Source organism: Kribbella italica (assembly GCF_014205135.1).
GTDB classification, from domain to species: Bacteria; Actinomycetota; Actinomycetes; order Propionibacteriales; family Kribbellaceae; genus Kribbella; species Kribbella italica.
Window position 1 is genome coordinate 3,151,600 of sequence record NZ_JACHMY010000001.1, and the last position, 25,654, is coordinate 3,177,253.

The window sequence follows — 25,654 nt, forward strand, 5'->3', positions numbered from 1 at the left end:
CCTGTCAACGTGCCGAAGGGAGTTAGAAGATGACGACGGACGAGCAGCTGTTGCTGGACCTGTTGAACAGCACGCCCCTGGTGGCGGGCGTCGAGCAGGACCGGCTGAAGGAGACGGCGGCGTGGGCCGAGACTCCGGGCCGGGACGGCCGGCGGGCGTTGGTGGCGGTGCGGTCCGCGCTGCAGAACGTCGTACGGGGTGAGGAGGCGCCGAGTGCCCTGACCCCGTTCCTGCGCGACGTCCGGCAGGTCCCGGCCATGACTCCTGACGGCGTCACGTGGACCCTCGAAGCACCGGCGGCACACCGTACGGCGATCCGCGCGATCCTCGCCTGGAACGAGCTGAAGGCAACCAAACCCGGCCGTCTCCGCCCCTGCGAGAACCCCGAGTGCCAGCTGTTCCTGATCGACCGCAGCAAGGCGAACACCGCCCGCTGGTGCTCGATGGCCTCCTGCGGCAACCGCCTGAAGGCCCGCCGCCACTACGAGGCGAAGACCCGCGGCACCGCCTGACGGCTAGGGGCGATAGGTGCTTTCGACGTGGCCCTTGAGGTCGTCGGGGTAGAAGTAGACGCGGCGGAGGTTGCCACCGGCGTAGCGCTTGACCTGGTCGTCGAAGTGTTCCGACGCGGGATCGCCGCTGACGCCACCGGCGGTGACCGCCCAGGCGCGGAGCTTCGGGCCGAACTCGACGACCGCGACGAAGCTGTTGCCGCTCGTGCCGTAGTAGCGCTTCGTGCCTGGGTAGCGTTTGGCGCCGAACGACGCCAGCGAACCCCACTGCGCCGAGGTGAACGGCACCGGCGTACTCGGCAAGGCGTCGTCGAAGGTCTGGACGATCGCGCCGTCGTTGCGCTGGAAGCGGTTGATCCGGCCCCACGGGACCTGCCAGCTGCCGAAGTCCTGGGTGAGGCGTAGTTGGGCTTCTTCGAGCGCGGTCAGGCGTTGTTCGTCGGTCGCTCGCTCGGCGAGGTAGTCCCACATCGACAGTCCGGCGTCCTTGGCGGCCTGGGCCAGCGGCGCCCACAGGGCCTCGCCCCAGAACACGGCCAGGGACGTCGCGGTCGAGTCAGCACTCCACCGGTAATTCCAGCGACGGAGGAGGCGGATCGGTCCGGCGAGTTTCGTCTTCTGCGGTTGGCGATCGGGCAGCTTGTCCCACGCCGCCACCAGGCCAGGTACGAGCCGCGCGAAGGCCGTGAGGTACGGGTCGAACGCCGCGTCGATCAGCTTCTGCGGGGTGAAGTGGCGTTCCGCGCTGAGCACCCGGATCGCCTGCGGGCCGCGCGGGTTCTCACCGGCCTGGTCGAAGTACTTCGGGAAGTCGGCCGCCTTCGGGCTGTCCGCACCGGCCGCCGTCCACGGCCAGTTGTTGGAGTTGAACGCCCAGCCGTTCCTCGGGTTCACCACCTGCGGCAGGCTGCGCAGGCTGTGCTCGCCCCGCCAGTCGGTCGCCGGATCGCTGCCGTCGACGGGCTTGCGGTAGTCGAAGCGGTCGTCGCGGACCGGCATGAACTGCGGCATCAGGAACGCGGTGTTGCCCCGCGAGTCGGCGAACAACGTGTTGTTCGAGCTGTTCGCCTTGAAGCCCGCGACCTCGATGAACTCCCGGTAGTTCTGGGCCTTGGTCCGCAGGAAGCTCTGCTGCAACGCCTCAACCGGCCGGTTCATCAGCGCGAACGCGATCCACCGGCCGTCCGCCTCGCGCACGATCGGGCCGTGGTGCGTGGCGTACGTGGTGAAGCCGCGCTCCGCCGTCCGCCCGTCGGCGGTGCGGTACGACAGGGTGATCCGCTTGGTCGTCACCGGGCGCAGCGCACCGCCGTACCGGTAGGAATGGTTGCCGTCGGCACCGGTCACGATCGTCTCGGCGAACTCGTCGACGTTGTCGACACCGCTGGAGGTGTGCATCCAGCCGGCGTTCGCGTTGAAGCCCTGGTAGATGAAGAACTGCCCCCACGTCGCCGCGCCGTACGCGTTGAGTCCCTCGCCGCTGGTCACGTGCTGCTCGGCGCGGAAGAAGAAGCTCGTGTGCGGGTTGATCAGCAGCAGCGCCCGGCCGTCGCGCGTGCGGCTCGGCGCGATCGCCATCCCGTTCGATCCCTTGGGCTCCTTGAACAGCAGCCCGCGCTCGTCGTCGGTCATCGGGACGTCGCGCCGGCCGTAGAACGCCTCGAGCTGACTGAGCGGAACGCGCTCGATGTCGCCGCCGATGCTGCCCTCGGAGAAGCTCAGGGCCATCCACGGCTCGAACCGGGTGATCACCCGCGGGCGGACGTCGGGGTGGGTCGCGAGGAAGTAGTTCAGCCCGTCGGCCCAGGCGCGCATCAAGGTCCGCAACCAGGCCGGGCTCCGCGCGAAGTCGCGCTTCAGCAACGCGTGGTCGACGAACAGCCGCTGCCGCAAGTCCTGCCAGATCGCGCTCTCCCCCTGCGCCTCGGCAAGCCGGCCGAGGCTGATCAGGTAGTTGTTCTCGATCCGGTTGAAGTCGTCCTCGGCCTGGGCGTACATCATGCCGAACACCGCGTCCGCGTCGGTCTTCCCGACCACGTGCCCGACGCCCCAGTCGTCGCGCGTGATCCGGACCCGCCGCGCCTGCTCGTGCCATCCCTCGGTCCCGGCCTTCGCCGTACCGGCCGGCAGGCCGAGAGCGACGGCTCCCACCGCCGCGCCGCCCAGCACCCGGCGCCGGCTGACTCCGTCGTTGCGTACGTCGTCCACGCGTCGCTCCGTCTCTTGCGGGACCAGGACCGCAGCCACGCTAGGTGCTGCCGGTGACCGTGACAACACCTGACGTATACAACATTCCGGAAGTGAGACGTCCTGGATCTGGCCTAGGCTCGCGGCATGGACCAGGAGTTCAGTGGGGAGATCGTCGAGTGGCGCGGGCCGGCGCCGTACTACTTCGTGCCGCTCCCCGAGCGGGAGAGCGCCGCGCTGCGAGCCGCCGCCTCCACGGCCGGGTACACGAGCTGGGGCATGCTCCCGATCCGGGCGCGGATCGGCAGCACCGAGTGGACGACGTCGCTGTGGTCGAAGGACGGTGGCTACTGGCTTCCACTGAAGGACGCGGTGCGCAAGCCGGAGGGACTGGACGCAGGGGACGCGGTCGAGCTTCGGCTGACCTTCGACCCGCCGCCGCGCAAGCCGAAGCAGCCTCGGACCAAGCGGGTTCCGCGGCCGACGGGCTCGCGGGAGCCGGTCACCGACGAGCAGCTCACGATCGTCCCGGCCAACCAGGCGACCAGGGCAGACCTCGAGGCCGTCTTCGGTACGACGGGCGCAACGGCGGCCTGCTCGTGCCAGCGGTTTCGCATGCTGCCGAAGGAGAGCTGGGCCTCCGAGGGACCCGAGGAACTCGCCGCTCGGCTCCGCGAGCAGACCGCCTGCGGCGAGCCCAACGCCGAGACGACCAGCGGCCTGGTCGCGTACCTCGACGGCGAGCCCGTCGGCTGGTGCGCTGTCGCTCCACGGGCGGATCACCCGCGGCTGCTCCGCGACAACCGCGTCCCCTGGCTCGGCCGCACCGAGGACAAGACCGACCCCACTGTCTGGGCGGTGACCTGCTTCGTCACCCGCGCGGGCTACCGGCGCCGAGGCATCGGTCGCGCGCTGGCCCGCGCCACCGTCGGCTTCGCCCGCGACCGCGGTGCTCGCGCCGTGGAGGGTTATCCGGATCTCGTCGACGGCGGTTCCGTCGGCACGCTCGCCATGTTCATCGCCGCCGAGTACGCCGTCGTGAGCCGGCCCGGCAACCGCCGGGCCGTCGTACGCATCGATTTCTGAAAGCCAAGGTCAGGGTAGGACCTCTAGGTCCGCAGGGCGCCGAGCAGGCGGAACAGGGCTGTGGTGACGTCGTCCAGCGCTCCCGGATCGTCGGTCTCGGCGAGCCAGAGCGCGGCCTCGTTCATCGCGCCGGAGAGCAGCCGGGCGAGCGGCACGACCGGCTGCTGTGCGATGACCCCCGTCTCGACCAGCAACTCGAGCGACTCGACGAGATGACTGGCCGACTGCGCGTCGTCGATCGCACGCCACTCCCGCCAGCCGAGCACAGCGGGCCCGTCGATCAACAGGATCCGCCGTACGGCGGGATCGGTCGCCGCGACGAGGAACGCGCGACAACCCGCCGTCAGCTGATCCCACGGATCGCTCTCGGCATCGGCCGCCGCGGCGACCGTCGTACCGATCTCCTCGTGCACCTGCTCCACCACCGCCCGGAAGAGGTCGCTCTTACCTCCCTCGAAGTGGTGGTACAGCGCCCCCTTGGTGACGCCGGCCTCGCCGACCAGATCGGCCAGCCCGACCCCGGCGTACCCGCGGGCCGCGAACAGCCGTCGGCTCACGTCCAGCAGCACCGACCTGGTGCGTTCCCGTTGCTCTGCTCTGAGTCCCAAGCTCGCCCACTCCTCGATTGACATACCGATGGTACGCCATTTACCGTTTTCACATACCGTCGGTATGTCAATCGAGGAGTGGGCATGCACCTGTCGAGCTTCTACCCCGTCATCGCGACCGAGCACCTGCGCGCGTCGCAGGACTTCTACACCCGGCTGTTCGGGTTCGAGACCGTCTTCGAGGCCGACTGGTACGTCAGCCTCAAGCGCCCCGGCGACCCGACGTACGAACTCGCCCTGCTCGACCCCACCCACCCGACCATCCCCGACGGCTACCGCCGGCCGATCCAGGGCCTACTTCTCAACTTCGAGGTCGCCGACGTCGACGCCGAGTGGCAGCGCCTGGTCGTCGAACAGGGCCTCGACCCCAAGCTCGCGATCCGCAGCGAGGACTTCGGCCAACGCCACTTCATCGTCGCCGACCCCGGCGGCGTCCTGATCGACGTCATCACCGAGATCCCCCCGACCCCGGAGTACGCCCAAGGCTTCACCGAAACCGCCACGCAGTAACTACTTCACCTCATCCCTGCGCCCTCGACAGGACCGTCAGTTCTGCGAGCTCCGCAAGACGATGAGCCCTGGCCGATTCCGCGGGGGTGAACGGCTCGCCCGGCCGCTCGAAGGCGAACAGGCCGGTCCACGGCGACGGGATCTTCAGGATCGTGCCGCCGCTGGGAAGGCGTTCGCCGAGCGCGACGCGGTCGACCACCGGTCGGGCACCGAGGAGCTCGGCGACGGCGTGCGGGAGCTCGGTCGGGTCCGCGACCACGCGCGCGGACAGGCTCAAGGCCTTGGTCTGCCCGTCGACCAGCGCCAAGGCCGTCGTCGGCCAGACATGGGCGTCACGACCCCCAGCTGCTTCGACCGCGTCGAGGACGTCACCGGACGCGACCGCCCCGGGTGCCGACACGACCAACTCGTCCCGTACGCCGTCCACGACCGGATGGACATGGAGGCCGAGGATGTTGGCGTCCAGCTCCGCCAGCCGGCCCGTCAGACGTTCCAGCGCACCGGCGCGGTCGTCGAGGGTGACCCGGATGCGCCACAACGCTTCGAGCCCTGGACCGCCGCGGGGCTTCGGTGCGTGCAGCCAGCTCCGCAGCAGATGCATCGTGGACGGCTCGATCACCCAGATCACCAAGGCGGTCGTCACGCTCGCCAGCACAGCAACAGACACCAGGTACGGCGGATGAACGGCAAGGACCACCGCATGAAGGACCAGCTCCACCGGCGCGATCGCGACCAGCTTCGCCAGCGTCAACCGCAACCGCCGGGGCCGCGGCAAACGTCCACACACCTCACAGGCGACTCCGCCGGTGAGTGTCGTACGCAACGATTCCATGCCGCCCAGCGTGCGGCCTGGTCGTTGCCCACCTGTTGCACAGCGATGAAGTTCTCCGGCGGACAGGCCGGGACCTGACCGCGCGCCGCGGGAGGTCAGAGCCAGCCGTTGAGTTCGGCCAGCCGGGCGGCTTCGGCGCGGGTGCGGGCTTGCGTCTTGGCGATCGCCGACACCAGATGGTTGCGGACCGTTCCGGTCGACAGTCCGACGGTTCGCGCGATGTCCGCGACCGAGCCGCCTTCGGCAGTCGCCCGCAGTACGTCGGCCTCGCGGTCGGTGAGCGGGTTGACCGCGAGGCCGCGGGCCTGAGCCGCGAGGGCCGGGTCGATGAAGCGCAGCCCGCTGTGCACGCGCCGGATCGCGTCGACGAGCTGTTCGGGCGGCGAGTCCTTCACGACGAAGCCGGCGGCGCCCGCGTCCAGCGCGCGAGTCAGGTAACCGGGGCGGCTGAACGTCGTACAGATGATCACGCGGCATCCCGGTACGGCGTGCCGAAGCTCCGCCGCGACCGACAGGCCGTCCCGGCCGGGCATCTGGACGTCGAGCAGAGCGATGTCGGGACTCGTACGGCGAACGGCCTCGACGATCTCAGTGCCGTCGCCGAGTTCGGCGACCACGTCGAGATCGGACTCGAGCCGCAACATCGAGGCCAGCGCACCCCGCACCAGCGCCTGGTCGTCCGCCACCAGCACACGGATCACGAGCTGCTCGGGGCTTCGGCGCGAAGGCGGAACCCGCCGTCGGCGGTCGGACCGTGTTCGAGGGTGCCGGAGACGGCGGCCAGCCGTCCGGCCAGGCCGGTCAGGCCGTTGCCGGGCTTCGGGTCGGCGGCGGCGGTCCCGTCGTTGATCAGTTCGAGGTGGTGCGGGCCGAGCCGGAGCGTGCAGCGGGTGGCGTTGGAGTGCCGAAGGATGTTGGTCGCCCCCTCGCGCAGGACGTAGGCGAAGACGGCCTGCAGGTCGGGACGGACGTTGTCGGCCGCGGTGGGGAGGTCGGCGCGGACTCCGGCGGCGCGAAGGGCCAGCCGGGCGCCGGCCAGCTCGGCGGTCAGCGAGACGTCGCGATAGCCGGAGACGGTCGCCCGGACGTCGGACAGGGCCTGCCGCGACAGCGACTCGAGCTCACGGAGCTCGTTCAGCGCGGAGTCGAGGTCGGCGGCCACCTCGAGCTGCCGCCGGGCGAGGCCGAGCTTGACGGTGATGGTCGAGAGGCTGTGTCCGAGGATGTCGTGCAGGTCGCGCGCCAGACGCTCCCGTTCGGCGTCGACCGCCAGCTGCCGGACCTGGGCCCGGGCCGCGCGGAGCTGCCCGATCGTGAACGACAGTGCGAGCACGAAGCCCAGCGCGACGGTCACCGCGACGAGCATGACCACGGCCCGCCAGTCGACCGGGCCCGGGCCGGCCCACATCCAGCAGACCTGTCCTGCGGCGGTCGCGAGTCCGAGCGGCAGCGATCCGCGCAGCGGCAGCAACATCAGCGCGAGGGCGATCGCGAACGTCAGATCCGTCAGCAGCACCGGCGCGTTCAGCAGCGCCGCCGGGGCCGCGCCGAATCCGAACATCGTCGCGACCAGGCCCACCCGCACCCGGCGCGGCGCCAAGGGCCCGAACCAGAGCGCCGACAGACAGGCAACGACGTAGCAGCCGATCAGAGCGGCAGCGAGAACGACGTGCGGACCGTCGTACCGGTCGGCGACGAGATCCGCGGTGCGCAGGCTGACGAGGACGAGTGGAACACCGAGGGACAGCGAGGCGGCCACGCGGGTCCGCTGAATCGATCCGCGTTCGCCGAGGAAGGTCCAGTCCGGCCAGCGCCGGACGGAGAACTCGTCAGTGGCGCGGTGGGTCACGTTCGTCATCGTACGTCGGCCGGCCCTGCGTAGACCCGTACCAAATGGCATGGGTCACCGCGATCGGGCGGTGGTTGCGTGGAGCCCGTTGTCAACCGACGAAAGGACGTACCGTGCGCAGGATGTTGCCAGCAGCAATCATGGTGGCGGCGATGACCGCGGTGACCGCCGGCGCCGCGGTGGCCGGCATGCCGAGGTCCGCACCACAGGTCATCGCCGGACCGCAGTGGAGCAGGTGTGTCGGCAAGGACCTGGAAGGGCTGGAGTGCTCCACCTTGCGGGTGCCGCTCGACTACCGGCACCCTGGCGGCGGCACCATCGAGGTCGCGATCTCACGCAAGGCCAGTCGGCACCCGGAGAAGCGGCGCGGCATCCTGCTGGTCAACCCCGGTGGTCCGGGTCTGGCCGGCCTGACCGCTCCGAACCTGATCAAGCTCTCCCAGCAGATCCAGGACTCCTACGACGTGATCGGGTTCGATCCGCGCGGCGTCGGCCGCAGTACGCCGCTGACCTGCGACCTGAACCCGCAGCAGCAGGCCGACACCTCCAACCCGCCGTTCCCGCACAACGCGCGGGACGTGACGGCCGCGGCGGCGTTCGCCAAGGTGGTCGCCCGCCAATGTGCAACCTCGAAGACCGCCGGCCTGCTGCCGTCCATCACCACGGCGAACACCGCCCGCGACATGGACCGCATCCGCGAAGCGGTCGGCGCGCCGAAGCTCTCGTACTACGGCGCCTCCTACGGCACCTACCTCGGCGCCGTCTACACCACCCTGTTCCCGGGCCGGAGCGACCGCATCGTTCTCGACAGCAGCCTGCCTCCGGAGGGATACACCGTCGGCGCACTGCGCGCACAGGGCTCTGGCTTCGAGACCCGTTTCCCGGATTTCGCCCGCTGGGTCACCGTGAACGCAAAGTCGCTCGGTACGACGCCGGCCGCCGTCCGGGCGAAGTACTTCGAGCTCGCCGAGCGCCTGGACAAGAGGGCCGAGAGCGGCGTCGACGGCACGGCGTTCCGCGCCACCACCAGCGGCCTGATCCGCGACGACAGCGTCTTCCCGTACCTCGCGGACATCTGGCAGAAGCTCGACACGAACACCCTGCCCGAGGACCCCGTCGTCGACCACGGCGACAACCTCCAGGCCTCCTACCTCGGCGTGATCTGCGGCGACTCCCGCTGGCCGCGCTCCGTCGCGACCTACCAGGCCAACGTCGCGATCGACCGCGTCCGGTCCCCGATGTACGGCCCGCTCGCCGCGAACATCCGCGCCTGCGCCTACTGGCCGTCCCCCAGCACCCCAAAGGTGCGGATCACCGGCGCCGGCCCCTCGAACGTCCTGATCATGCAGAATCTCCGCGACCCTGCCACCCCACTGGCCGGCGCCCGCCGTATGCGCGCCGCCCTCGGCCATCGCGCGCGCATGGTCACCGTCGATCAAGGCGGCCACGGCGTCTACACCGCCGCGAACCGGTGCGGAAAGGCAGCCGTCGACACCTTCCTCACCACAGGCCAACGCCCGCCGCACGACACCTTCTGCCCTGCTCAGTAGGTGATCAGCTGCCCTGCACGAGTTGACACCACGTTGGTAGTGAGTGTTCACTATCAACATGACCACCGCGCGCAGACCTCGGGTCGCACTCGAGCAGCGGCGCGAGCAGATTCTTGCCGCGGCGCTGCGGGAGTTCAGCCACAAGGGGCTGCACGGTGGTTCGACGGTGACCATCGCCAAGGACGTGGAGATCTCCCACCCGAACCTCTTCCGGGTGTTCTCGACCAAGCAGCAGTTGTTCAGGGCCGTGCTGGAGCAGGCTTTCGATCAGATCGTGCAGCGGATGGTCGTCGCCGGTGAGGCTGCCGGCGACGAGGCGCTCCAGGTGATGACGGATGCCTGGGGCGTTCTGATGGAGGACCGCGACCTGATGCTGATCCTGTTGCAGGGCTACGCGGCCTGCGACGATCCCGAGATTCGCGAGCTGATGCACGAGCGCACGCAGGAGGTGTTCGAGCGGACGGAGGTCCTGCCGGCGATCGGCACCGACCTGGCCCACGACTTTCTCGCGGCCGGCATGTTCTACATGGTGGCCGCAGCCATGGACCTGCCTGCTCGCGCCGAGAAGGACGAGTGGGCCGGTCGCTTTCTGGATTCGGGGCGCTGACCGACCGAGACCGTTATTTTTTTGACCTGGTGATAGTGACCACTCACTATCCAAAATCGACAACCTGGGGTGAGGACCGATGACGAGTAGTAGTGCAGCTTCTCTGACACCGATGCAGGCCGGTTTGAGGATTCCGCGCGGCGTGGCCATGCTGGCGCTGGCCGGGTCGATGTGCGTCGTGCTGCTGGACAGCTCGATGGTGAACCTGGCCGGGCGGTCGATCCGCGATGGCCTCGGGCTCTCGGCCGGCGAGTTGACCGGTGTGGTGAACGCCTATCTGGTGGCGTTCGCCGGGTTGTTGCTCCTGGGTGGCCGGTTGGCCGACGTACTGGGCGGCCGGAAGGTGTTCCTGACCGGCATGGCCCTCTACGTGGCCGCGTCCGTCGTCTGCGCGCTCGCGGTCAACGCGCCGATGCTGATCGCGGGCCGGATCGGGCAGGGGGCCGGTGCGGCGATCGTGATTCCGTCGGCCTTGGCGATCGTCCTGGCGCTCTACACGACGGCGGCCGAACGTACTCGGGCGCTGGGAACCTGGGGTGCCGTGGCCGGTCTGGGGAGCCTGCTCGGGGTCTCGGTGGGTGGTCTGCTAACCGACGCGGTCGGCTGGCAGTCGGTGTTCTGGACTCCGGTGCCGCTGGGGGTGATCACCGGGATCGTCGTGTGGCGTTCCGTGCCGTCGATCGGGGGCCGTCCGGGCCGGTTCGACGCGCTCGGCGCGATCACGATCACCGTCGCGATCTCGGCGCTGGCGCTCGGCATGATCGCGGCGTCCGAGGTCGGCTGGGACTCCCCCGTCGCCGTCATCGGCATCGTCGCCGGACTCGCCTTCCTCGCCGCGTTCGTGGTCGTCGAGCACCGTTCGGCCCACCCGCTGGTCCCCCTCGGGGTGTTCCGCCGCAAGCCGGTCGCGACGGCCGGCACGGTGACGCTGCTCTTGGGTGCCACTCTGTCGAGCCTGTTCTTCTTCCTGCCCCTGTACCAGCAGGACGAACTCGGGATGAGCGCCCTCGCGGCCGGGATGGCGCAGATCCCGATCGCGGTGTCGATCATCATCGCCAGCGGCCTGGCCCCACTGCTCGCCCAGCGCGTCGGTGTTCCGAACGCCCTGCGCATCGCCCTGATCGTCGAGCTGGCCGGCATCTTGTGGCTGACGGCGAATCCGGCGACCGGGTTGTCGGTGCACCTGGTCGGCTCGTTCCTGCTGATCGGCACCGGGCTGGGCCTGGGCCTGGTCAATGCCACCGCGATGGCGGTCCGGGACAGCGCCGATGGGGAGGCCGGCCTGCTCAGCGGACTGGTGAACGCAACCCAGCAGCTCGGTGGAGCGATCGGGCTGGCCGCGTTGGCCGGGATCGCGATCGGTGCCGGCGGCGAACACGGCGATGTCGCCTTCACGACGGCCTTCCTGGGTGCCTCGGCCCTGCTCGTCATCGCCTTCGCGACGACGCTGCTCACCAAGCCCGACCGCGCCACCGCCTGAAACCTCTACTCAACCAAAGGAAACCTGACCATGAACCGATCCACCGTCCTCGTCACCGGCGCAACAGGAACCGTGGGGTCCTCGCTGGTTCCCGCCCTGCAGGCCCGCGGCGTCACCGTCCGCGCCATGACCCGCAGCCCCGAACGCTTCGTCGCCGGAGCCGAGAACGTCGTGGCCGACCTCCAGGACCCGCAGTCGGTCGCCGCGGCTTTGAAAGGCGTCGACGCGGCCTTCCTGAACACCCCGTCCTCCGAAGATGCCGCCGCGCTGCAGATCCAGTTCGCCGACCTCGCCCGCGACAACGGCGTACGCCGGCTGGTCGTGCTCTCGCAGTACGGCGCACGCAGCGACTCCCCGGTGCGCTACCTGCGCTGGCACGCCGAAGTCGAGAAGCACGTCGAACACCTCGGCCTCGACCACACCGTGCTGCGCCCCAACCTGTACTTGCAGGCGCTGCTCGCCTTCGCCGCGACCATCGCCCAAGGCTGGTTCGCAGCGCCCATCGGCAACGCGGCAGTCAGCGCCATCGACACCAGAGACATCGGCGAAGCCGCCGCAGCCGTACTCACCAGCTCCGGCCACACCGCCAAGACCTACACCCTGACCGGGCCTCGCGCCGTAACCCACGAAGAGATCGCCCGGGCCCTGGCCGCGGCCACCGGGCGGCGGATCACCTTCCAGGACACCCCCGCCGACCACTTCGCCGACGTCCTCACCGGTCTCCTTCCGCAGTGGCAGCTCGAAGGACTGATCGAGGACTACGCGCACTACGCCAGAGGCGAGGCCGCCGAGGTACACAGCAGCGTCACCGATCTCACCGGCAAGCCCGCGCGCGACCTCACCGACTTCGCCCGCGACCACGCCGCTGCGTTCACCCAGGCCTGACCGCACCCACCGAAAGGACAGCACGATGATCCATCACACCATCCGCTTCACTGCCAAGCCCGAGGTCACCGAGGCGGAGGCCGCCGCGGCCATCCAGCGCATGCGCGACGCCAGCGCCCGGATCCCGGCGATCAAGTCCTGGACCGTCGGCCGCGACATCGGCGGCGACTTCGAGTACGCCGCCATCTCCGTGATGGAGGACCTCGACGGCTACGAGGAGATGATGAACCACCCCGCCCACCTCGAGATCGACCGCGCCGGGCTCCCGCTGATCGACACCTTCATGTCCTTCGACATCGTCGACGACCCGGATCCGGAGATCAGCGCCAAGATCGCCGCGATCCACGAGCGCCGCTACCAGCAGCAGCCCGACATCGCCGACCTCGTCACCGAGATCAACTACTCCGGCAGCGCCGGTCCCACCGCGAACGACCATGACTGAGCGCTTCGACGCCGACGCGATCGTCATCGGCAGCGGGTTCGGCGGCGCGGTGGCGGCGGCCCGCCTCGCTCAGGCCGGCCTGTCCGTCCTCGTCGTCGAACGGGGCCGGCGCTGGCACCCCGGCACCTTCCCCCGCCGCCCGGACCTGAACGCCGGCTGGGTCTGGGCCGTCGGACAAGGCCTGTACGACGTCCGCTGGCTGGGCGGCATGAGCACTGTCCAGGCGGCCGGCTGGGGAGGCGGATCCCTCGTCTACGCCAACGTGTTCGCGCGGCCCTTCGACGAAACGCTCGACGAGCGGTGGGCACCTCACCTGCGCCGCAAGGAGCTCGACCCGTACTACGACCTGGCCGCGCACATGATCGGTGTCTCGCCGGTTGCCGAAGATCCGCGGACCGGCGAACTCCCGCCGCGCACCAGGCTCGTCGAAGGACTCACCCAGGACCTGGACATGGCGGAGGGAACCGTGCGGCCGAACCTCGCCGTCACCTTCGGGGACCCGGAAACCTGGAAACCAAACCTGCACGGGGTGCCGCGGCGAGGCTGCGCGTTCGTCGGGGAATGTGTCATCGGGTGCAACCACGGAGCGAAGAACACCTTGGACCACACCTACCTCGCCGTCGCGGAGACGCACGGTGCCCGGGCCGTCCTCGACGCCGAAGTACAGCGCATCGAACCACTGGATCACGGGTACGCCGTGGTCGCGTCGACCCCGTCTGATCCCGGCGCCTCACTCCGCCGCTGGACCGCTCCCAAGGTCGTGCTCGCCGCAGGAGCAGTCGCGACCACCGAACTTCTGCTGAGGAGCCGCGACGTGCACGGCACGTTGCCCGGTCTGTCGCCCCAGCTCGGCCGCGGGTTCTCGGGCAACGGAGACTTCCTCACCCTGGCCGAACTCAAGACGCCCGACCAGGACCTGACGACCGGACCGACGATCACGACCAGCACCGTCCTGGACTTCCCCGAACGACGCAGCTCGGTCTGGTACCAGGTGCAGGACGGCGCCATTCCCGTTGCCTTGCACAACTTGCTCGACACCCTCCTGCCTGCGCCGAAGGCCCGCGAGTGGTGGCGGCGGAAGGTCAAGCGGACCAGCCGACGCCAGATGTTCAGCGTGCTTGCCATGGGCAAGGACTCCGGCAACGGTGAACTGCGTCTCGACCACAAGGGCCGGGCCACCCTGGCCTGGCGCAACCGATGGCAGGCCCACCTCTACCGATCCCAGGGCCGCGTGGGCCCGATGCTCGCCGGCCGGCTCAGCGCACGCGTGTACCAGCCACTCTCCTGGTCCGTACTGCGCCGCACCGTCACCGTCCACCCACTCGGCGGCGTACGTCCTGGCCCTGATGCGGCCACCGGTGTCGTCGACGAGGCCGGCGAGGTGCATGGCTACCCAGGGCTGTACGTCATGGACGGCGCCGTTCTTCCGGCGGCGACCGGGGTGAATCCCTCAGCCACGATCCTCGCGGCGGCCGAAAGGGCGGTGGAGCTCATGATCCGCCGCTCCGGCCAACCCGCATGGCGAGCGCCCGAGTGGAACGCGGTGACACCGACCGCCGTTCCCGAAGACGCCGCCTTCACCTTCATGTCCGAGCGCCACGCGTCGGCCAAGGGCGACGGCCTCACCTTCCAGGAGCGCATGGCGACCAGATCGCGCCGTACGCCGAAGGTGGTCATGTCGCTGGCGGCGCAGATCCCCAGCATGGATCACTTCCTGTCCGATACCGCGCACGAGTTGTCGATGACCGGAGTGATCGACGTAGGCGGAGTCGCCACGCAGGCCTCGGTCACGGGAACACTCTCGATCTTCCCCGACGCCGGCGACGAGGCGATGTCGTACGCCCTCCGCTTCGACGACGACCAGGGCCGCCCCTGGCAACTGTCGGGCACCAAGACAGTCCGGTCCCGCACACCGCTGGCTCTACTGACCGGCTTGACCAACCTTCGGACCGAGATCGCACCCGTCGGATCCGGCCCCGAGGAGATCCAGCACTTCGTACTCTCCATCGGTGCTCGCGACCTCGCCCGGCTGGGCACCTCCTTCAGAGGCGTCGCGTTCACCTGTACCCGCCGCGCACGCGCCGTCGCACGCTTCACCTCCTTCTTCGTCAGCTCGGCTTTCCGGCGGCAGGACGTATAGCTAATACGTATTATCTTATTGACAACGCGTGACGCCCCAATCACAGTCGAGGTGTCCGACCGCCCCCGGATTTGGAGCTCGATATGCGTGCACCAGCACTGCGCCGCGCCTTGACGGCGCTCCTGTCTCTCTCCGTCCTGATCACCTCCCTGGTCGCACTCCCCTCGGCCACCGCCGAGGTACGGCGCCCCCAGCAGCAGTCCCTCCGAGAATCGGCGACCCGGTACGAGGCGGAGGCCGCGACGTACTCGGCCGGCAGCACGGTCGATACCGACCACTCCGGCTTCTCGGGCACCGGCTTCGTCAACACGCCGAACAAAGTCGGCAGCGCCGTGCAATGGACCGTCAACCGCGCACAGGCCGGGCCGGCCACCCTTGCCTTCGGCCACGCCAACGGCACCACGGCCAACCGGGCACTGGACATCGCAGTCAGCGGGACAGTGACCGCCAAGAACGTCGCAGTCCCGTCCACCGGCGCCTGGACGCGGTGGCGCACTCTCGTCATCACAGCGAACCTCAAGGCCGGCCCGAACACCATCCGGGCGACGGCCACAACCGCCAACGGCGCTCCGAACCTGGACTACCTCGACGTCACCGCGGCTGCGACGGACTGGTCAAAGGCGATGGTCGACTCGACCATGGCTCGCTACACGCCGACAACGATCGGCGGCTGGTCCTATCCGGTCGGCCTCTACCTCTACGGGCAGTACCTGGTCTACCAGCGCACGCACGACCCCAAGTACCTGGCCTACATCAAGTCCTGGGTGGACAGGTTCGTCGACTCGTCCGGGAACATCAACAACAGCTTCAACGACCTCGACAGCATGCTCTCCGGTCGCCTGCTGGTCCTGCTCCATCACGAGACCGCGGACAACCGCTACAAGGTTGCCGCCGGCAAGATCCGTACCAGGCTGAACACCTACCCACGCACCGCCGACGGTGGCTTCTGGCACGCGGGCTACCGCCAGCACCAGCTCTGGGGCGACGGGGTGTTCATGGTCGACCCGTTCCTGGCCGAGTACGGTCGCGAGTTCGGCGACTCGACGTACACCGGCAAGGAGACTGTCGATCAACTGCTGACCTACGCGAAGCACCTGCAGCGTCCGAGCGGCCTGCTACGGCACGCGTACGACGAAGCGCGTGCCCAGACCTGGGCGGATCCCACCACCGGGCTGGCACCGGAGGTCTGGTGCCGCGCCGAGGGCTGGTACGGGATGGCGGTCATCGACGTCCTCGAAGCGGTTCCGGCCAACCAGCCGCGCCGGGCCGAACTGATCGCCGTACTGCGGAAGCTGGTGGCCGGGTACGCGCAGTACCAGGATCCCAGCACCGGCCGCTGGTTCCAGGTCGTTGACAAGGGCAACCGGACCGACAACTGGACCGAGACCTCCTGCTCGTCGATGTACACCTTCGCCATCTCCCGGGCAGTTCAGCGCGGGTACGTCGATCCGTCGTACAAGGCAGTCGCGGATCGCGGCTACCAAGGCGTGCTCGCGAAGATCTCGCTCGGCACCGACGGACGCACGAGCCTCAAGGACATCAGCGTCGGGACCAACGTCGGCGACTACCAGTACTACGCCGATCGGACGCGAGCCACGAACGACTTCCACGGGCTCGGCGCGTTCCTGATCATGAACGAACAGCTCAACGGCTGACCTGACGGCGCCCCGGGACGACCGGGGCGCCGCCGGCAGCCGCCGGTACCGCGTAAGCTCGCCGCATGAGCAAGGCGTCCCCAGTCACGCGCAACGATGTGGCGGAGTATGCCGGGGTGAGTTCGGCGGTGGTCAGCTACGTCGTGAACAACGGGCCGCGACGGGTTGCGCCGCAGACACGCGAGCGGGTGCTCGAGGCGATTCGGGTTCTCGGTTACCGGCCGAACGCGACGGCCCGTGCGCTGCGGATGGGCAGTACCCAGACGTTCGGCCTGATCGTCCCGGACAGCGGAAATCCCTTGTACGCCGAGCTGGCCCGCGCGATCGAGAAGGAAGCCTCGGCCCGTGGATACGTCGTCCTGCAGACCAACGCCGACGGCCGGCCCGCGATCGAGCGGACCAAGATCGCCGAACTGGTGGCCCGGCGGGTCAGCGGACTCATCCTCGCCACGCCGACCGAGGAGCCCGACCTGAGCGACAGCGATGTCCCGGTGATCGCCCTGAACCGCCCGGTGACCGGCGCGACGACCTTGTGCCCGGAGTACCGGATCGGCGCCCGGACGGGAGTGGAACACCTGATCGGCCACGGGCACGAGCAGATCGGCCTGGTGATGGGTGTCGACCGAAGCGGCTGGAGCCCGGAACGCGAGCTGGGATGGCGGGACGCGCTGACCGCGGCCGGGCTCCCCGAGGGGCCGGTCGCGTGGGGCCACTTCACTCGGCAGGGAGGATACGAGGCGGCCCAGCAGCTGATCGAGCAAGGGCCGCCACCGGCGATCTTCGCGAGTTCGGACCTGCAGGCCGTCGGCGTACTCCGTGCTCTGCACGAAGCAGGCCTCGACGTCCCGGGTGACGTGGCCGTCCTGTCCTTCGACGGTACGGCGGAGTCCGAGTTCAGCTGGCCGCCGCTCAGCGTGGTGCGCCAGCCCCTGGAGCGGATGGCCCGGGACGCGGTCGCCCGTCTGGTCGACGGGGAGACCGCGATCGAGCAGCTGACCTATCCGACCGAGCTGATCCTGCGCCGGTCCTGCGGTTGCGCGCAAGCCTGAGCCCAGCCGCCGAGCTCGAGCGCGTCGACGGTCGCCGGCGCTCCCGACACGAGCGAGTCGTTGCCCGCGATGCCGACGGCAACGGCCCGCAGTCCGTCGTGGAAGTCCGCGGCCCGGCCCAGGGAATCGGTGGTACCTCGGTAGAGCTGCTCGAACAGCAAGCGGTCACCGCCGCCGTGCCCGCCCACCCCCGCAGGGATCTCGACCTCGATCGCCGGCGACCAGTGCCGTTGCAGAACCAGCCGCTCACCATCGACGCGGACCGCGTCCCCAGTGGCTGACGCCGTCGGGTAGCTCGGATCGACCTGGGCCGAGGAGGCCAGGACCTCCGACCGTTCGACCACGTCCAGTTCGGCCCGGCCCTGCGTCCCGTTGACGGCGACCCGATAGCCCTCCCACGGCGAGTGGGCGTTGAGCGAGTAGCTCAGGCGTGCCCCGTTCGCATACTCCGCGATCACGGCGAGATTGTCCTCGATGGTGATTCCGGGACCGAACACGTCCTGGTCGCGCAGGTAGCCGTCGTACTGCTCGGACTCGTAGTACAGCAGCCGGTTGGCCTCGTCCTCGCGAAGATCGAGCAGGAAGGGGTCGGTCGCGGCGCCGTCCACCGATCCGCGCGCCGGGCGCTCACCGAGCCCACGCCGTACGGCGTTGTCGGCGCCGTAGAAGGCGAGACCGCCGGAGGCGAACACCCGGGTCGGCACTCCGTCGATCCACCAGTTGACCAGGTCGAAGTGGTGGGACGCCTTGTGGACCAGGAGTCCGCCGGAGTTCAGCTTGTCCCGGTGCCAGCGGCGGAAGTAGTCGGCGCCGTGCCGGGTGTCGAGCACCCACTGGAACTCGACGCTGGTCACCTGGCCGACCGCGCCGTCGGCGATCAGACGGCGCAGTGCGCTGTTCCGGGGTGAGTAGCGGTAGTTGAACGTGACGACGACCGAACGGCCGGTCTCTTCGACCGCCTCGACGATCGTGCGCGTTCCGGGCGCGTCGATGGTGAGCGGCTTCTCCAGGATCACGTCCGCGCCGGCCCGCAGGACCCGGGCGACCATCTCGGCGTGCGTGTGGTCCGGGCTGGTCACCAGGACCCGGTCGACGGCGTTGTCCTTCACCATCTGTTCGAGTCCGGCCACGTCGTAGTGCGGGACGCCGCCGTGCCCGAACCCGGCGATCAGCCGGTCGTAGTAGGCCAGCCGCCCCGGGTTCGGGTCGAGCAGGGCGACCAGGTCGCCGACGTCGCGGTGGTCGCCGAGCAGGGCCCGGACGTAGTCGCGGGCGCGGCTACCGGTGCCGGCGACCGCGTAGCGCAGTGGGGTGGTCATGGGGTCCTTTCACTTGAGGCCGGTGGTGGCGATCCCGCGCAGCAGGTACCGCTGCCCGAACAGGAACGCCACGAAGACCGGCAGGAGGGAGACGATCGACATCGCGAACAGCGACCCCCAGGAACTGCTGCCCTGGGCATCGATGAAGGCCCGCAACGCGACCGGGACGGTGTAGAGATCGGGAGAGGTCAGGTAGATCAGCGCGCCGAAGAAGTCGTTCCAGGTCCAGATGAAGGTGAAGATCGCGGTGGTCGCCAGGGCCGGCACCATCAGCGGCAGCAGGATCTGGAAGAAGATCCGTGGATGCCCGGCACCGTCCATCACCGCGGCCTCGTCGAGCTCGCGCGGCAGGCCGCGGATGAACTGCACCATCAAGAACACGAAGAACGCGTCGGTGGCCAGGAACTTCGGCACGATCAGCGGCAGGAAGGTGTTGGTCCAGCCGAGCTCGGAGAACAAGATGTACTGCGGCACCACGACGACGTGGAACGGCAGCATCAAGGTGGCCAGCATGATCGCGAAGAAGAACTTCCGGCCGCGGTACTCCAGCCGGGCGAACGAGTACGCCGCGAGCGAGCAGGACACCAGGTTGCCGATGATCGCGCCGAACACCACGATCGCCGAGTTCAGCAGGTAGCGGCTGAACGGGTGCGTCAGCGCGGTCCAGCCGCCGGTGTAGTTGGACACCTCGAGGTCGCGCAGCCACAGCCCCGGTGCCCGGAAGATCAGGTCGTCCGGGCGCAGCGACGACACGATCATCCACAGCAGGGGGTAGAGCATCACCACCCCGACTCCGATCAGCGCGGTGTGCTTGACGATCGTCTTAGTTCTCATGGAACACCCAGTACTTCGCGCCGAGGAAGTTGATCGCGGTGAAGAGGCCGATGATCACCATCAGCAGCCACGCCATGGCCGACGCGTAACCCATGTCGAACTTGCCGAAGCCCTCTTGGTACAGGTAGAGCGTGAAGAAGGTGGTCGACCCGGCCGGTCCGCCGCTGCCGCCGGAGACGATGAACGCCTGGGTGAAGCTCTGGAAGGCGCCGATCATCTGCAGGATCAGGTTGAAGAAGATGATCGAGCTGAGCAGCGGCAGGGTGATCGAGAAGAACTGCCGTGACCGGCTCGCACCGTCCACCTGGGCCGCCTCGTAGTAGGTCCGCGGGATCTGCCGCAGGCCGGCCAGGAAGATGATCATCGGCGAACCGAACGTCCAGATGTGCAGCAAGATGATGGTGCCGAGCGCGGTGTCAGGGTTCGACACCCAGCCCGGGCCATCGATGCCGACCAGTGCCAGCAGTTGGTTGACCAGGCCGGTGGTGCCGAAGATCTGCTTCCACAACACGGCGATCGCCACCGAGGAGCCGAGCAGTGACGGCAGGTAGAAGACCGAGCGGTAGAAGGCCAGGCCGCGCATCCCGCGATCGAGCAGCAGTGCGGTCGCGAGTGCGACGATCAGTTGCAGGGGCACGGAGACGGCGACGTAGACGAAGGTGACCTTCAGCGAGTTGTGCAGCTTCTCGTCCGACAGCATCTCGGCGAAGTTGTCCAGGCCGATCCACCGCGGTGCCTGGATCAGGTTGTAGTCGGTGAAGGACAGGTACAGCGAGGCGAGCATCGGGCCGATGGTGATCACCACCAGCCCGATCAGCCAGGGGGCCAGGAACAGGTAGCCCGCCTTGGTGTCGCGTCGGGTGTAGGGCATGACGGGCCTACTTCATGTTGTTGTTGGCTTCCTCGATGAGCTTGCCCGCAGCATCGAGGGAGGACATCCGGCCGAACAGCACCTCGCTGGAGTACTCGCCGAGCGGGAAGCCGGCGCCGCCCAGCCCGACCGGGACCGGCGGGGTCGGCGGCCCGAGGTCGGGCGCCAGGTCGGAGATGAAGCGGTTGATCACCTGGTCGGTCGCCGACAGCTTCGACGTGGTTGCCTCACGCAACTTCTTGTTCGGCTGGGTGCCGCGCTCGGACAGCAGCAGCTGGGCGGCCTGCGGGGAGTTGGCCAGGAAGTCGACGAACTCACCGACCTCCTCGGGGTGCTTGGTGCGCGCCGAGGCCGACCAGAACTGCGACGCCTTGTAGTACTCCTGGGCGTCCTTGCTCTTGCCGGTCAGGCTCGGGTACCGCAGCAGCTTGAACTGGTGCCCGGCGGCCTCGGAGACCTGGGCCAGCTGGTTGCTGTTCCACAGGCCCATCGCGTACTTGCCGGTGGCCGAGCCGCTCTGGTTGATGGTGGCGTTCGAGTTCTCCTCGATCAGCTCGGCGGTCGGGATCGCCCCGGCCTCCCGGAGCTTCTTCAGCTCGTCGAAGAACCCGGCCAGTTGCTCGGCGGTGAAGCCGAGCTTGCCTTCCGCGGTGAACAGGTCGGCGCCGCGCTGCCGCAGCCAGATCTTCAGCGCACCGGTGTCGCCGCTGAAGCTCTGCGAACCCCAGACGCCCTTGGCCGACTTGCTGGTCAGTTCGGTCGCGATCCGGTGGTAGTCGTCCCAGGTCCAGGTCCGGTCGTTCGGCAGTTTCACACCGGCCTGCTCGAACAGCTTCGGGTTCGCCAGGAGGACCGGTGCGTTCACGCCGCTGACCACGCCGTACAGGCCGTCGTCGAACTCGCCCGCCTGGGCGACCGGGGCGTCGAAGTCGTCCAGCTTCACGCCGTACTTGGCCAGGTCGAGCAGGGCGCCGCGGCCGGCGTACTCGCGGATGTACTGCTCGTCCATCTGGATGATGTCCGGGGCGTCGTTGGCCGCGACCTGGGTGGACAGCTTGTCCCAGTAGCCGGACCAGTCGCCGTACTCGCCCTTGATCTCGATGGTGGGGTGCTCGGCCTCGAACGCGTCGATCACCTGCTGCGTGATCGCGTGCCGCCCGTCCGATCCCCACCAGGTGAACCGGAGCGTCACCTTGCCGCCCGCGGTGTCGTCACCGCTGCCGCATCCGGCCAGCACCAGCACCGTTCCCAGCGCCGCGGCCAGCCACCTCGTTCTCGTCGCTCGTCCCATCGTTCCTCCTCGGAACCTGGAAGCTACTCGTGTAGATTCCGAGGAACGTAGCAACCCGGCACCGAGTCGTCAATACGTGTAGATTCGTGCAGGCCCGCTGACTTGCTACTTCAGCTCGGCCGACGTCTTCCCCAGCAACCGCCGCGCGACGATCAGCTGCTGGATCTGCTGGGTCCCCTCGAAGATGTCGAGGATCTTGGAGTCCCGGGCCCATTTCTCGAGGAGTTCGTGCTCGGAGTAGCCGATGGAGCCGGCGAGTTCGACGCAGCGCAGGGTGATGTCGTTCGCCGTACGGCCGGCTTTGGCCTTGGCCATGGAGGCCTGCAGTGAGTTGGGGCGGCCGTTGTCGGCCATCCAGGCGGCTTGCAGGGTGAGCAGGTAGGCGGCTTCCCAGTCGGCCTCCAGCTGGAGGAACGTCGCTGCCGCCGACGACTGCAGGTGGACCGGGCGGTCGTAGTCGATCTCGACTCCGGCTTCCGCCAAGAGATCGCGAGTGACTTCCAGCGAGGCTCGCGCGCAGCCGACGGCCATCGCGGCGACCAGCGGCCGCGTGTTGTCGAAGGTCTGCATGACGCCGGCGAACCCCTTGTCGGCATCGACGTCCGGGGAGCCGAGCAGGTTCTCGGCGGGCACGCGGCAGTTGGTGAGCCGGATCGTGGCGGTGTCGGACGAGCGGATGCCGAGCTTGTGCTCGACGCGTTCGACGGTCAGACCGGGTGTGTCCTTCGGTACGACGAACGACTTGATCGCGGCCCGGCCGAGCGCCTTGTCGACGGTCGCCCAGACCACCACCGCGTCGCAGCGCGCGCCGGCGGTGACGAAGATCTTCTCGCCGTCGATGACGTAGTGGTCGCCGTCGCGCCGCGCGGTGGTCTGGATGTTCGCCGAGTCCGATCCGCAGCCGGGCTCGGTGATCGCCATCGCGGCCCACACGCCGTCGAAGCGGCGCAGCTGCTCGTCAGAGGCGACCGACGCGATCGCCGAGTTGCCCAGGCCCTGCCGCGGCATCGACAGCAGCAGGCCGACGTCGCCCCAGCACATCTCCATGATCGACAGCACCGACGAGAGGTTGGAGCCGTTCTTGATCTTGCCGTCGTCCTCGCCGTCAGTACGCCGTACGCCGCCCGCCCCCGCGCCCGACCCGGTCCCGCTCGCGCCGAGCCCGTCGACGACCGCGGCCAGCAGATCGAGCTCCTTCGGGTACTCGTGCTCGGCCAGGTCGTAGCGGCGCGAGTTCGGCCGCAGCATCTCGGCCGCGACCTGGTGCGCCTGGTTGACGAAGGCACGGAACTTGCGGGGTGTCTCCAGGTTGATCATCAGACCAGCACCGCACCTTCCATCACGCCGACGGCCCGCAGGTCGCGGTACCACCGCTCGACCGGGTGTTCCTTGACGAAGCCGTGCCCACCGAGCAGCTGGACGCCGTCGGTGCCGATCTGCATGCCCTTGTCCGTGCACAGCCGCCGCGCCAGTGCGACCTCGCGCGCGAACGGAAGGCCTTGCTCGGCCCGCGATCCGGCCCGGTACGTGACCAGCCGCATCCCCTCCAGCTCGATCGCGATGTTCGCGACCATGAAGGCGACCGACTGCCGGTGGCTGATCGGCTCGCCGAACGCCGTCCGCTCGTTCACGTACGGCGTGACGTAGTCGAGCACCGCCTTCGCCGTACCGAGGCTCAGCGCGCACCAGCCGAGCCGCGACAACCGCACGCACTCGGCGTAGTCCTCCAAGGTCCCCAGCTGCATCGCCGGTACGTCGTTCAGGATCACGCGGCTGAGCGAGGCAGCACGCAGACCCATCGACGGCTCGGCCTCGATCGTCACGCCGGGATGGTCCGACTCGATCAGGAACAGCGCCGGCCCCTGATCCTCCAGCTGCGCCGCGATCACGAACACCTCGGCCTCGGCGCCCCGCGAGACGAGCGACTTCACCCCGTTCAGCAGGTACCCGGTCCGTTGCCGCGTCGCCCGCGTCTTGAGCGCGAACGGGTCGAACAGCGGCCGCGGCTCCACGATCGCCAGCGCGGCGGCCGGCACGTCAGCGCCGGTGAAGGACGGCAGGTACGTCGCCTGCTGCGTCTCGTCGCCCCACAGCGAGATCGCCGTACTGACCGCGGCCGGCGCGAGACACGCGACCGCCTGGCCCATGTCGCCGTGCGCCATCGCCTCGGCCACCAGGACGCCGGTCATCGCCGACCGCTCGGTGACGATCCCGCCCAGTTCCTCCGGCACCTCGATCAGGCTCAGCCCGAGCTCGGCAGACTGCGCGAGCACCTTGGGATCCGTCGACCCCGCGGTGTCCGCGTCGGCGGCTCCCGGCCGCAGTACCTCGGCGGCGAACTCGGTCACCACCCCGACCACCATCTGCTGGTCGTCGGTCGGCGTCAGGTCGAACCGCCCGGTCCCCTTCGCCGACGGCAGCCGAGCCGGCTTGCCCAGCTTGGTCGCCGCGGTGAAGCTCCTGGTCAGCGCCCCGGCCGTGCGGAACCCGGTTCGCGTCGCCTCGAACACCACCCGCTCGGTCCGCTTCCGCAGCCCGAGCCGATCGATCGCCCGCGACCTGGCCAGCTTGTTGAGCAGCGCGACGCCGTACCCGATCGCGTCCCGCCCCGTGCGCACCGCTTGGTCAGTCGCCATGCGGCAACTGTAAACCGAAGTTACAACTCAAGTCACGCGAACGCTGTGGACAACCCCTTTCAGACGGTCTCGCGCGCCTCGCCCTGTCCCAGCAGCCCCTCCGTGAAATCCCCGATCTTCGCCAGCGCCAGCTGCGCCTCGGGCAGGAACGACCAGAACAGCTGGAAGATGTGCGTGTCCACGGCGTACAGCTCGGCCACCACCCGCAGCCCGTCGCGCTCGGCGTTCTCGACCAGCTGCCGGGCCCCCGGCGCCACCGGATCCCCGGTCGCCATCTGCACCAGCAACGGCGGCAGACCGGTCAGATCCGCGACCAACGGATCGATCAGCGGGTCGTCGATCGGATGGTCGCCGATGTACCAGTTGACGACCTTCGCCATCGTCGAGAAACCCTCGTGCTGCGCCAGCGGCGACGTCCCGTCGGCGATCGCTCCCATGTCCACCCCAGGACACAGCAGCACTCCCCCAGCCGGCAGCGGAAGCCCCTGATCCCGCAGCGCGACGAGCAGCGACATCACCAGGCCGCCGCCCCCCGAATCTCCTGCAAAGATTACCTCTTCCGGCCGTACGCCCTGTTCGATCATCCACAGGTAGGCACTCAGCGCATCGTCCAGCGCCGCCGGAAACGGATGCTCCGGCGCCAGCCGATAGTCCGGAACCAGTACGCCGGCCCCGATTGCTCCCGCCAGCGCCCCGGCCAGCCCGCGATACCCGTACGCCGACCCGAGCACGAAGCCTCCACCGTGCAGGTGCAGCACCCGCGGCAGCTCCGCGTCAGCACCCACCTGCAGCGCCGGCACTCCCCCACAGTTCGCCGGCAGTACGACGGTCTCGGCCGGCAGCGGCGCCTGCGCCAGCATCTGCTCGTACGCCGACCGCATGCCCACCAGATCCTCCGCGTCCGGTGCGCCCAGCGCGACCGGAGCCCACAGGCGGTTCGCCCGCCCGACCAGCTCCCCACCGACCGACCGGGTGGTCGCCAGTGCGCTGTCCAGGTCGGCCAGCAACGACCGTGCCCGGTCCAGCAGGGCATCACCGGCCAGTGTCAGCTCCACCCGGTGCGTGGACCGTCGGAGCAGGTCGCAGCCGACCAGTCGCTCCAGCGCACGGATCTGCCGGCTCAGCGCGGGCTGCGACAGGTACAGCCGGGTCGCGGCCCGGCTGAAGTTCAGCTCCTCCGCGACCGCGACGAACGCTCGCAGGTGGCGCAGCTCGATCGCATCCGGCGTGTTGGACATCGCCAGCACATCAGCCGACTCGTTGCTCATGCCTGCCATTCTCACCACAGGTCACGGCCATGCGCTCCCGCTC

At 69.1% G+C, this 25,654-nt stretch carries 23 protein-coding genes; 11 read left to right on the forward strand and 12 right to left on the reverse strand.

All coding sequences use genetic code 11. The features are described from left to right. The first annotated feature begins 29 nt into the window (after positions 1-29). Positions 30-512 (forward strand): CGNR zinc finger domain-containing protein, encoded by a 483-nt coding sequence (locus HDA39_RS14545; protein WP_184795749.1) that lies wholly within the window; start codon positions 30-32, stop codon positions 510-512. A 3-nt stretch (positions 513-515) separates the two neighbouring features. Here the strand turns inward: HDA39_RS14545 and HDA39_RS14550 are convergent, their stop codons facing one another. Next, positions 516-2,720, reverse strand: coding sequence for a penicillin acylase family protein (locus HDA39_RS14550; RefSeq protein ID WP_337925747.1), 2,205 nt, complete (start codon positions 2,718-2,720; stop codon positions 516-518). A gap of 126 nt (positions 2,721-2,846) precedes the next feature. On the opposite strand from HDA39_RS14550, the gene HDA39_RS41840 reads away from it, so the two are divergent. Next, positions 2,847-3,785, forward strand: a complete 939-nt coding sequence (locus HDA39_RS41840) for a GNAT family N-acetyltransferase (protein WP_202892999.1) — start codon at positions 2,847-2,849, stop codon at positions 3,783-3,785. A 23-nt stretch (positions 3,786-3,808) separates the two neighbouring features. Here the strand turns inward: HDA39_RS41840 and HDA39_RS14565 are convergent, their stop codons facing one another. Further along, positions 3,809-4,393, reverse strand: coding sequence for a TetR/AcrR family transcriptional regulator (locus HDA39_RS14565; RefSeq protein ID WP_238356056.1), 585 nt, complete (start codon positions 4,391-4,393; stop codon positions 3,809-3,811). An 84-nt stretch (positions 4,394-4,477) separates the two neighbouring features. Between HDA39_RS14565 and HDA39_RS14570 the strand changes: the two genes are divergently transcribed. Further along, positions 4,478-4,903: a VOC family protein gene (locus HDA39_RS14570; RefSeq protein ID WP_184795751.1), complete on the forward strand. Its 426-nt coding sequence runs from the start codon at positions 4,478-4,480 to the stop codon at positions 4,901-4,903. 10 nt (positions 4,904-4,913) lie between these two features. Here HDA39_RS14570 and HDA39_RS14575 read toward each other — a convergent pair whose 3' ends face one another. The 3 genes from HDA39_RS14575 to HDA39_RS43710 form a co-directional block, all read right to left on the reverse strand. Continuing rightward, on the reverse strand, positions 4,914-5,735 hold the full coding sequence (locus HDA39_RS14575; RefSeq protein ID WP_184795752.1) for an ACT domain-containing protein: 822 nt from the start codon (positions 5,733-5,735) through the stop codon (positions 4,914-4,916). 95 nt (positions 5,736-5,830) lie between these two features. Beyond that, entirely contained in the window at positions 5,831-6,436 is a 606-nt protein-coding gene (locus HDA39_RS14580; RefSeq protein WP_184795753.1) for a response regulator, read from the reverse strand. Next, the gene (locus HDA39_RS43710) at positions 6,433-7,584 is read right to left on the reverse strand and encodes a histidine kinase (protein WP_202893000.1); all 1,152 of its coding nucleotides are present in this window, start codon (positions 7,582-7,584) and stop codon (positions 6,433-6,435) included. The genes HDA39_RS14580 and HDA39_RS43710 overlap by 4 nt, the downstream gene beginning before the upstream one ends. Before the next feature lie 122 nt (positions 7,585-7,706). Between HDA39_RS43710 and HDA39_RS14590 the strand changes: the two genes are divergently transcribed. From HDA39_RS14590 to HDA39_RS14625, 8 genes are all read left to right on the forward strand, one after another. Then, positions 7,707-9,134 (forward strand): alpha/beta hydrolase, encoded by a 1,428-nt coding sequence (locus HDA39_RS14590; protein ID WP_202893001.1) that lies wholly within the window; start codon positions 7,707-7,709, stop codon positions 9,132-9,134. Positions 9,135-9,192: 58 nt separating this feature from the next. After that, entirely contained in the window at positions 9,193-9,741 is a 549-nt protein-coding gene (locus tag HDA39_RS14595) for a TetR/AcrR family transcriptional regulator (protein ID WP_184795756.1), read from the forward strand. A 79-nt stretch (positions 9,742-9,820) separates the two neighbouring features. Then, positions 9,821-11,221, forward strand: a complete 1,401-nt coding sequence (locus HDA39_RS14600) for an MFS transporter (protein ID WP_202893002.1) — start codon at positions 9,821-9,823, stop codon at positions 11,219-11,221. A gap of 30 nt (positions 11,222-11,251) precedes the next feature. Further along, positions 11,252-12,106 (forward strand): SDR family oxidoreductase, encoded by an 855-nt coding sequence (locus tag HDA39_RS14605; RefSeq protein WP_184795757.1) that lies wholly within the window; start codon positions 11,252-11,254, stop codon positions 12,104-12,106. 25 nt (positions 12,107-12,131) lie between these two features. Continuing rightward, complete coding sequence (locus tag HDA39_RS14610) at positions 12,132-12,548, forward strand: Dabb family protein (RefSeq protein WP_184795758.1); 417 nt, start codon at positions 12,132-12,134, stop codon at positions 12,546-12,548. Continuing rightward, positions 12,541-14,688, forward strand: a complete 2,148-nt coding sequence (locus HDA39_RS14615) for a GMC oxidoreductase (RefSeq protein ID WP_184795759.1) — start codon at positions 12,541-12,543, stop codon at positions 14,686-14,688. Before HDA39_RS14610 ends, HDA39_RS14615 begins: the two co-directional genes overlap by 8 nt. An 83-nt stretch (positions 14,689-14,771) precedes the next feature. Beyond that, entirely contained in the window at positions 14,772-16,343 is a 1,572-nt protein-coding gene (locus HDA39_RS14620; protein WP_184795760.1) for a glycoside hydrolase family 88 protein, read from the forward strand. Positions 16,344-16,408: 65 nt separating this feature from the next. Continuing rightward, positions 16,409-17,392, forward strand: coding sequence for a LacI family DNA-binding transcriptional regulator (locus tag HDA39_RS14625; RefSeq protein ID WP_184795761.1), 984 nt, complete (start codon positions 16,409-16,411; stop codon positions 17,390-17,392). On the opposite strand, the gene HDA39_RS14630 is transcribed toward HDA39_RS14625, so the two are convergent. The 7 genes from HDA39_RS14630 to HDA39_RS14660 form a co-directional block, all read right to left on the reverse strand. After that, complete coding sequence (locus HDA39_RS14630; RefSeq protein ID WP_184795762.1) at positions 17,341-18,711, reverse strand: Gfo/Idh/MocA family protein; 1,371 nt, start codon at positions 18,709-18,711, stop codon at positions 17,341-17,343. The genes HDA39_RS14625 and HDA39_RS14630 overlap by 52 nt on opposite strands. A 9-nt stretch (positions 18,712-18,720) precedes the next feature. Continuing rightward, positions 18,721-19,545, reverse strand: a complete 825-nt coding sequence (locus HDA39_RS14635; RefSeq protein ID WP_184795763.1) for a carbohydrate ABC transporter permease — start codon at positions 19,543-19,545, stop codon at positions 18,721-18,723. Continuing rightward, positions 19,535-20,416 (reverse strand): carbohydrate ABC transporter permease, encoded by an 882-nt coding sequence (locus HDA39_RS14640; protein WP_184795764.1) that lies wholly within the window; start codon positions 20,414-20,416, stop codon positions 19,535-19,537. Before HDA39_RS14640 ends, HDA39_RS14635 begins: the two co-directional genes overlap by 11 nt. 7 nt (positions 20,417-20,423) lie before the next feature. Continuing rightward, positions 20,424-21,707, reverse strand: coding sequence for an ABC transporter substrate-binding protein (locus tag HDA39_RS14645; RefSeq protein ID WP_184795765.1), 1,284 nt, complete (start codon positions 21,705-21,707; stop codon positions 20,424-20,426). 105 nt (positions 21,708-21,812) lie between these two features. Further along, the gene (locus tag HDA39_RS14650) at positions 21,813-23,024 is read right to left on the reverse strand and encodes an acyl-CoA dehydrogenase family protein (protein ID WP_184795766.1); all 1,212 of its coding nucleotides are present in this window, start codon (positions 23,022-23,024) and stop codon (positions 21,813-21,815) included. Then, entirely contained in the window at positions 23,024-24,343 is a 1,320-nt protein-coding gene (locus tag HDA39_RS14655) for an acyl-CoA dehydrogenase family protein (RefSeq protein ID WP_184795767.1), read from the reverse strand. The genes HDA39_RS14650 and HDA39_RS14655 overlap by 1 nt, the downstream gene beginning before the upstream one ends. Before the next feature lie 59 nt (positions 24,344-24,402). Next, positions 24,403-25,611: an alpha/beta hydrolase fold domain-containing protein gene (locus HDA39_RS14660; RefSeq protein ID WP_184795768.1), complete on the reverse strand. Its 1,209-nt coding sequence runs from the start codon at positions 25,609-25,611 to the stop codon at positions 24,403-24,405. Between the last annotated feature and the right edge of the window lie 43 nt (positions 25,612-25,654).

Coding starts and splice junctions, on each gene's coding strand:
- HDA39_RS14640 (WP_184795764.1), bottom strand. CDS start 20,416: ATGCCCTACACCCGACGCGACACCAAGGCGGGCTACCTGTTCCTGGCC.
- HDA39_RS14595 (WP_184795756.1), top strand. CDS start 9,193: ATGACCACCGCGCGCAGACCTCGGGTCGCACTCGAGCAGCGGCGCGAG.
- HDA39_RS14605 (WP_184795757.1), top strand. CDS start 11,252: ATGAACCGATCCACCGTCCTCGTCACCGGCGCAACAGGAACCGTGGGG.
- HDA39_RS14625 (WP_184795761.1), top strand. CDS start 16,409: ATGAGCAAGGCGTCCCCAGTCACGCGCAACGATGTGGCGGAGTATGCC.
- HDA39_RS14620 (WP_184795760.1), top strand. CDS start 14,772: ATGCGTGCACCAGCACTGCGCCGCGCCTTGACGGCGCTCCTGTCTCTC.
- HDA39_RS41840 (WP_202892999.1), top strand. CDS start 2,847: ATGGACCAGGAGTTCAGTGGGGAGATCGTCGAGTGGCGCGGGCCGGCG.
- HDA39_RS14630 (WP_184795762.1), bottom strand. CDS start 18,711: ATGACCACCCCACTGCGCTACGCGGTCGCCGGCACCGGTAGCCGCGCC.
- HDA39_RS14655 (WP_184795767.1), bottom strand. CDS start 24,343: ATGGCGACTGACCAAGCGGTGCGCACGGGGCGGGACGCGATCGGGTAC.
- HDA39_RS14615 (WP_184795759.1), top strand. CDS start 12,541: ATGACTGAGCGCTTCGACGCCGACGCGATCGTCATCGGCAGCGGGTTC.
- HDA39_RS14610 (WP_184795758.1), top strand. CDS start 12,132: ATGATCCATCACACCATCCGCTTCACTGCCAAGCCCGAGGTCACCGAG.
- HDA39_RS14635 (WP_184795763.1), bottom strand. CDS start 19,545: ATGAGAACTAAGACGATCGTCAAGCACACCGCGCTGATCGGAGTCGGG.
- HDA39_RS14660 (WP_184795768.1), bottom strand. CDS start 25,611: ATGAGCAACGAGTCGGCTGATGTGCTGGCGATGTCCAACACGCCGGAT.
- HDA39_RS14645 (WP_184795765.1), bottom strand. CDS start 21,707: ATGGGACGAGCGACGAGAACGAGGTGGCTGGCCGCGGCGCTGGGAACG.
- HDA39_RS14650 (WP_184795766.1), bottom strand. CDS start 23,024: ATGATCAACCTGGAGACACCCCGCAAGTTCCGTGCCTTCGTCAACCAG.
- HDA39_RS14570 (WP_184795751.1), top strand. CDS start 4,478: ATGCACCTGTCGAGCTTCTACCCCGTCATCGCGACCGAGCACCTGCGC.
- HDA39_RS14590 (WP_202893001.1), top strand. CDS start 7,707: ATGTTGCCAGCAGCAATCATGGTGGCGGCGATGACCGCGGTGACCGCC.
- HDA39_RS14545 (WP_184795749.1), top strand. CDS start 30: ATGACGACGGACGAGCAGCTGTTGCTGGACCTGTTGAACAGCACGCCC.
- HDA39_RS14600 (WP_202893002.1), top strand. CDS start 9,821: ATGACGAGTAGTAGTGCAGCTTCTCTGACACCGATGCAGGCCGGTTTG.
- HDA39_RS14575 (WP_184795752.1), bottom strand. CDS start 5,735: ATGGAATCGTTGCGTACGACACTCACCGGCGGAGTCGCCTGTGAGGTG.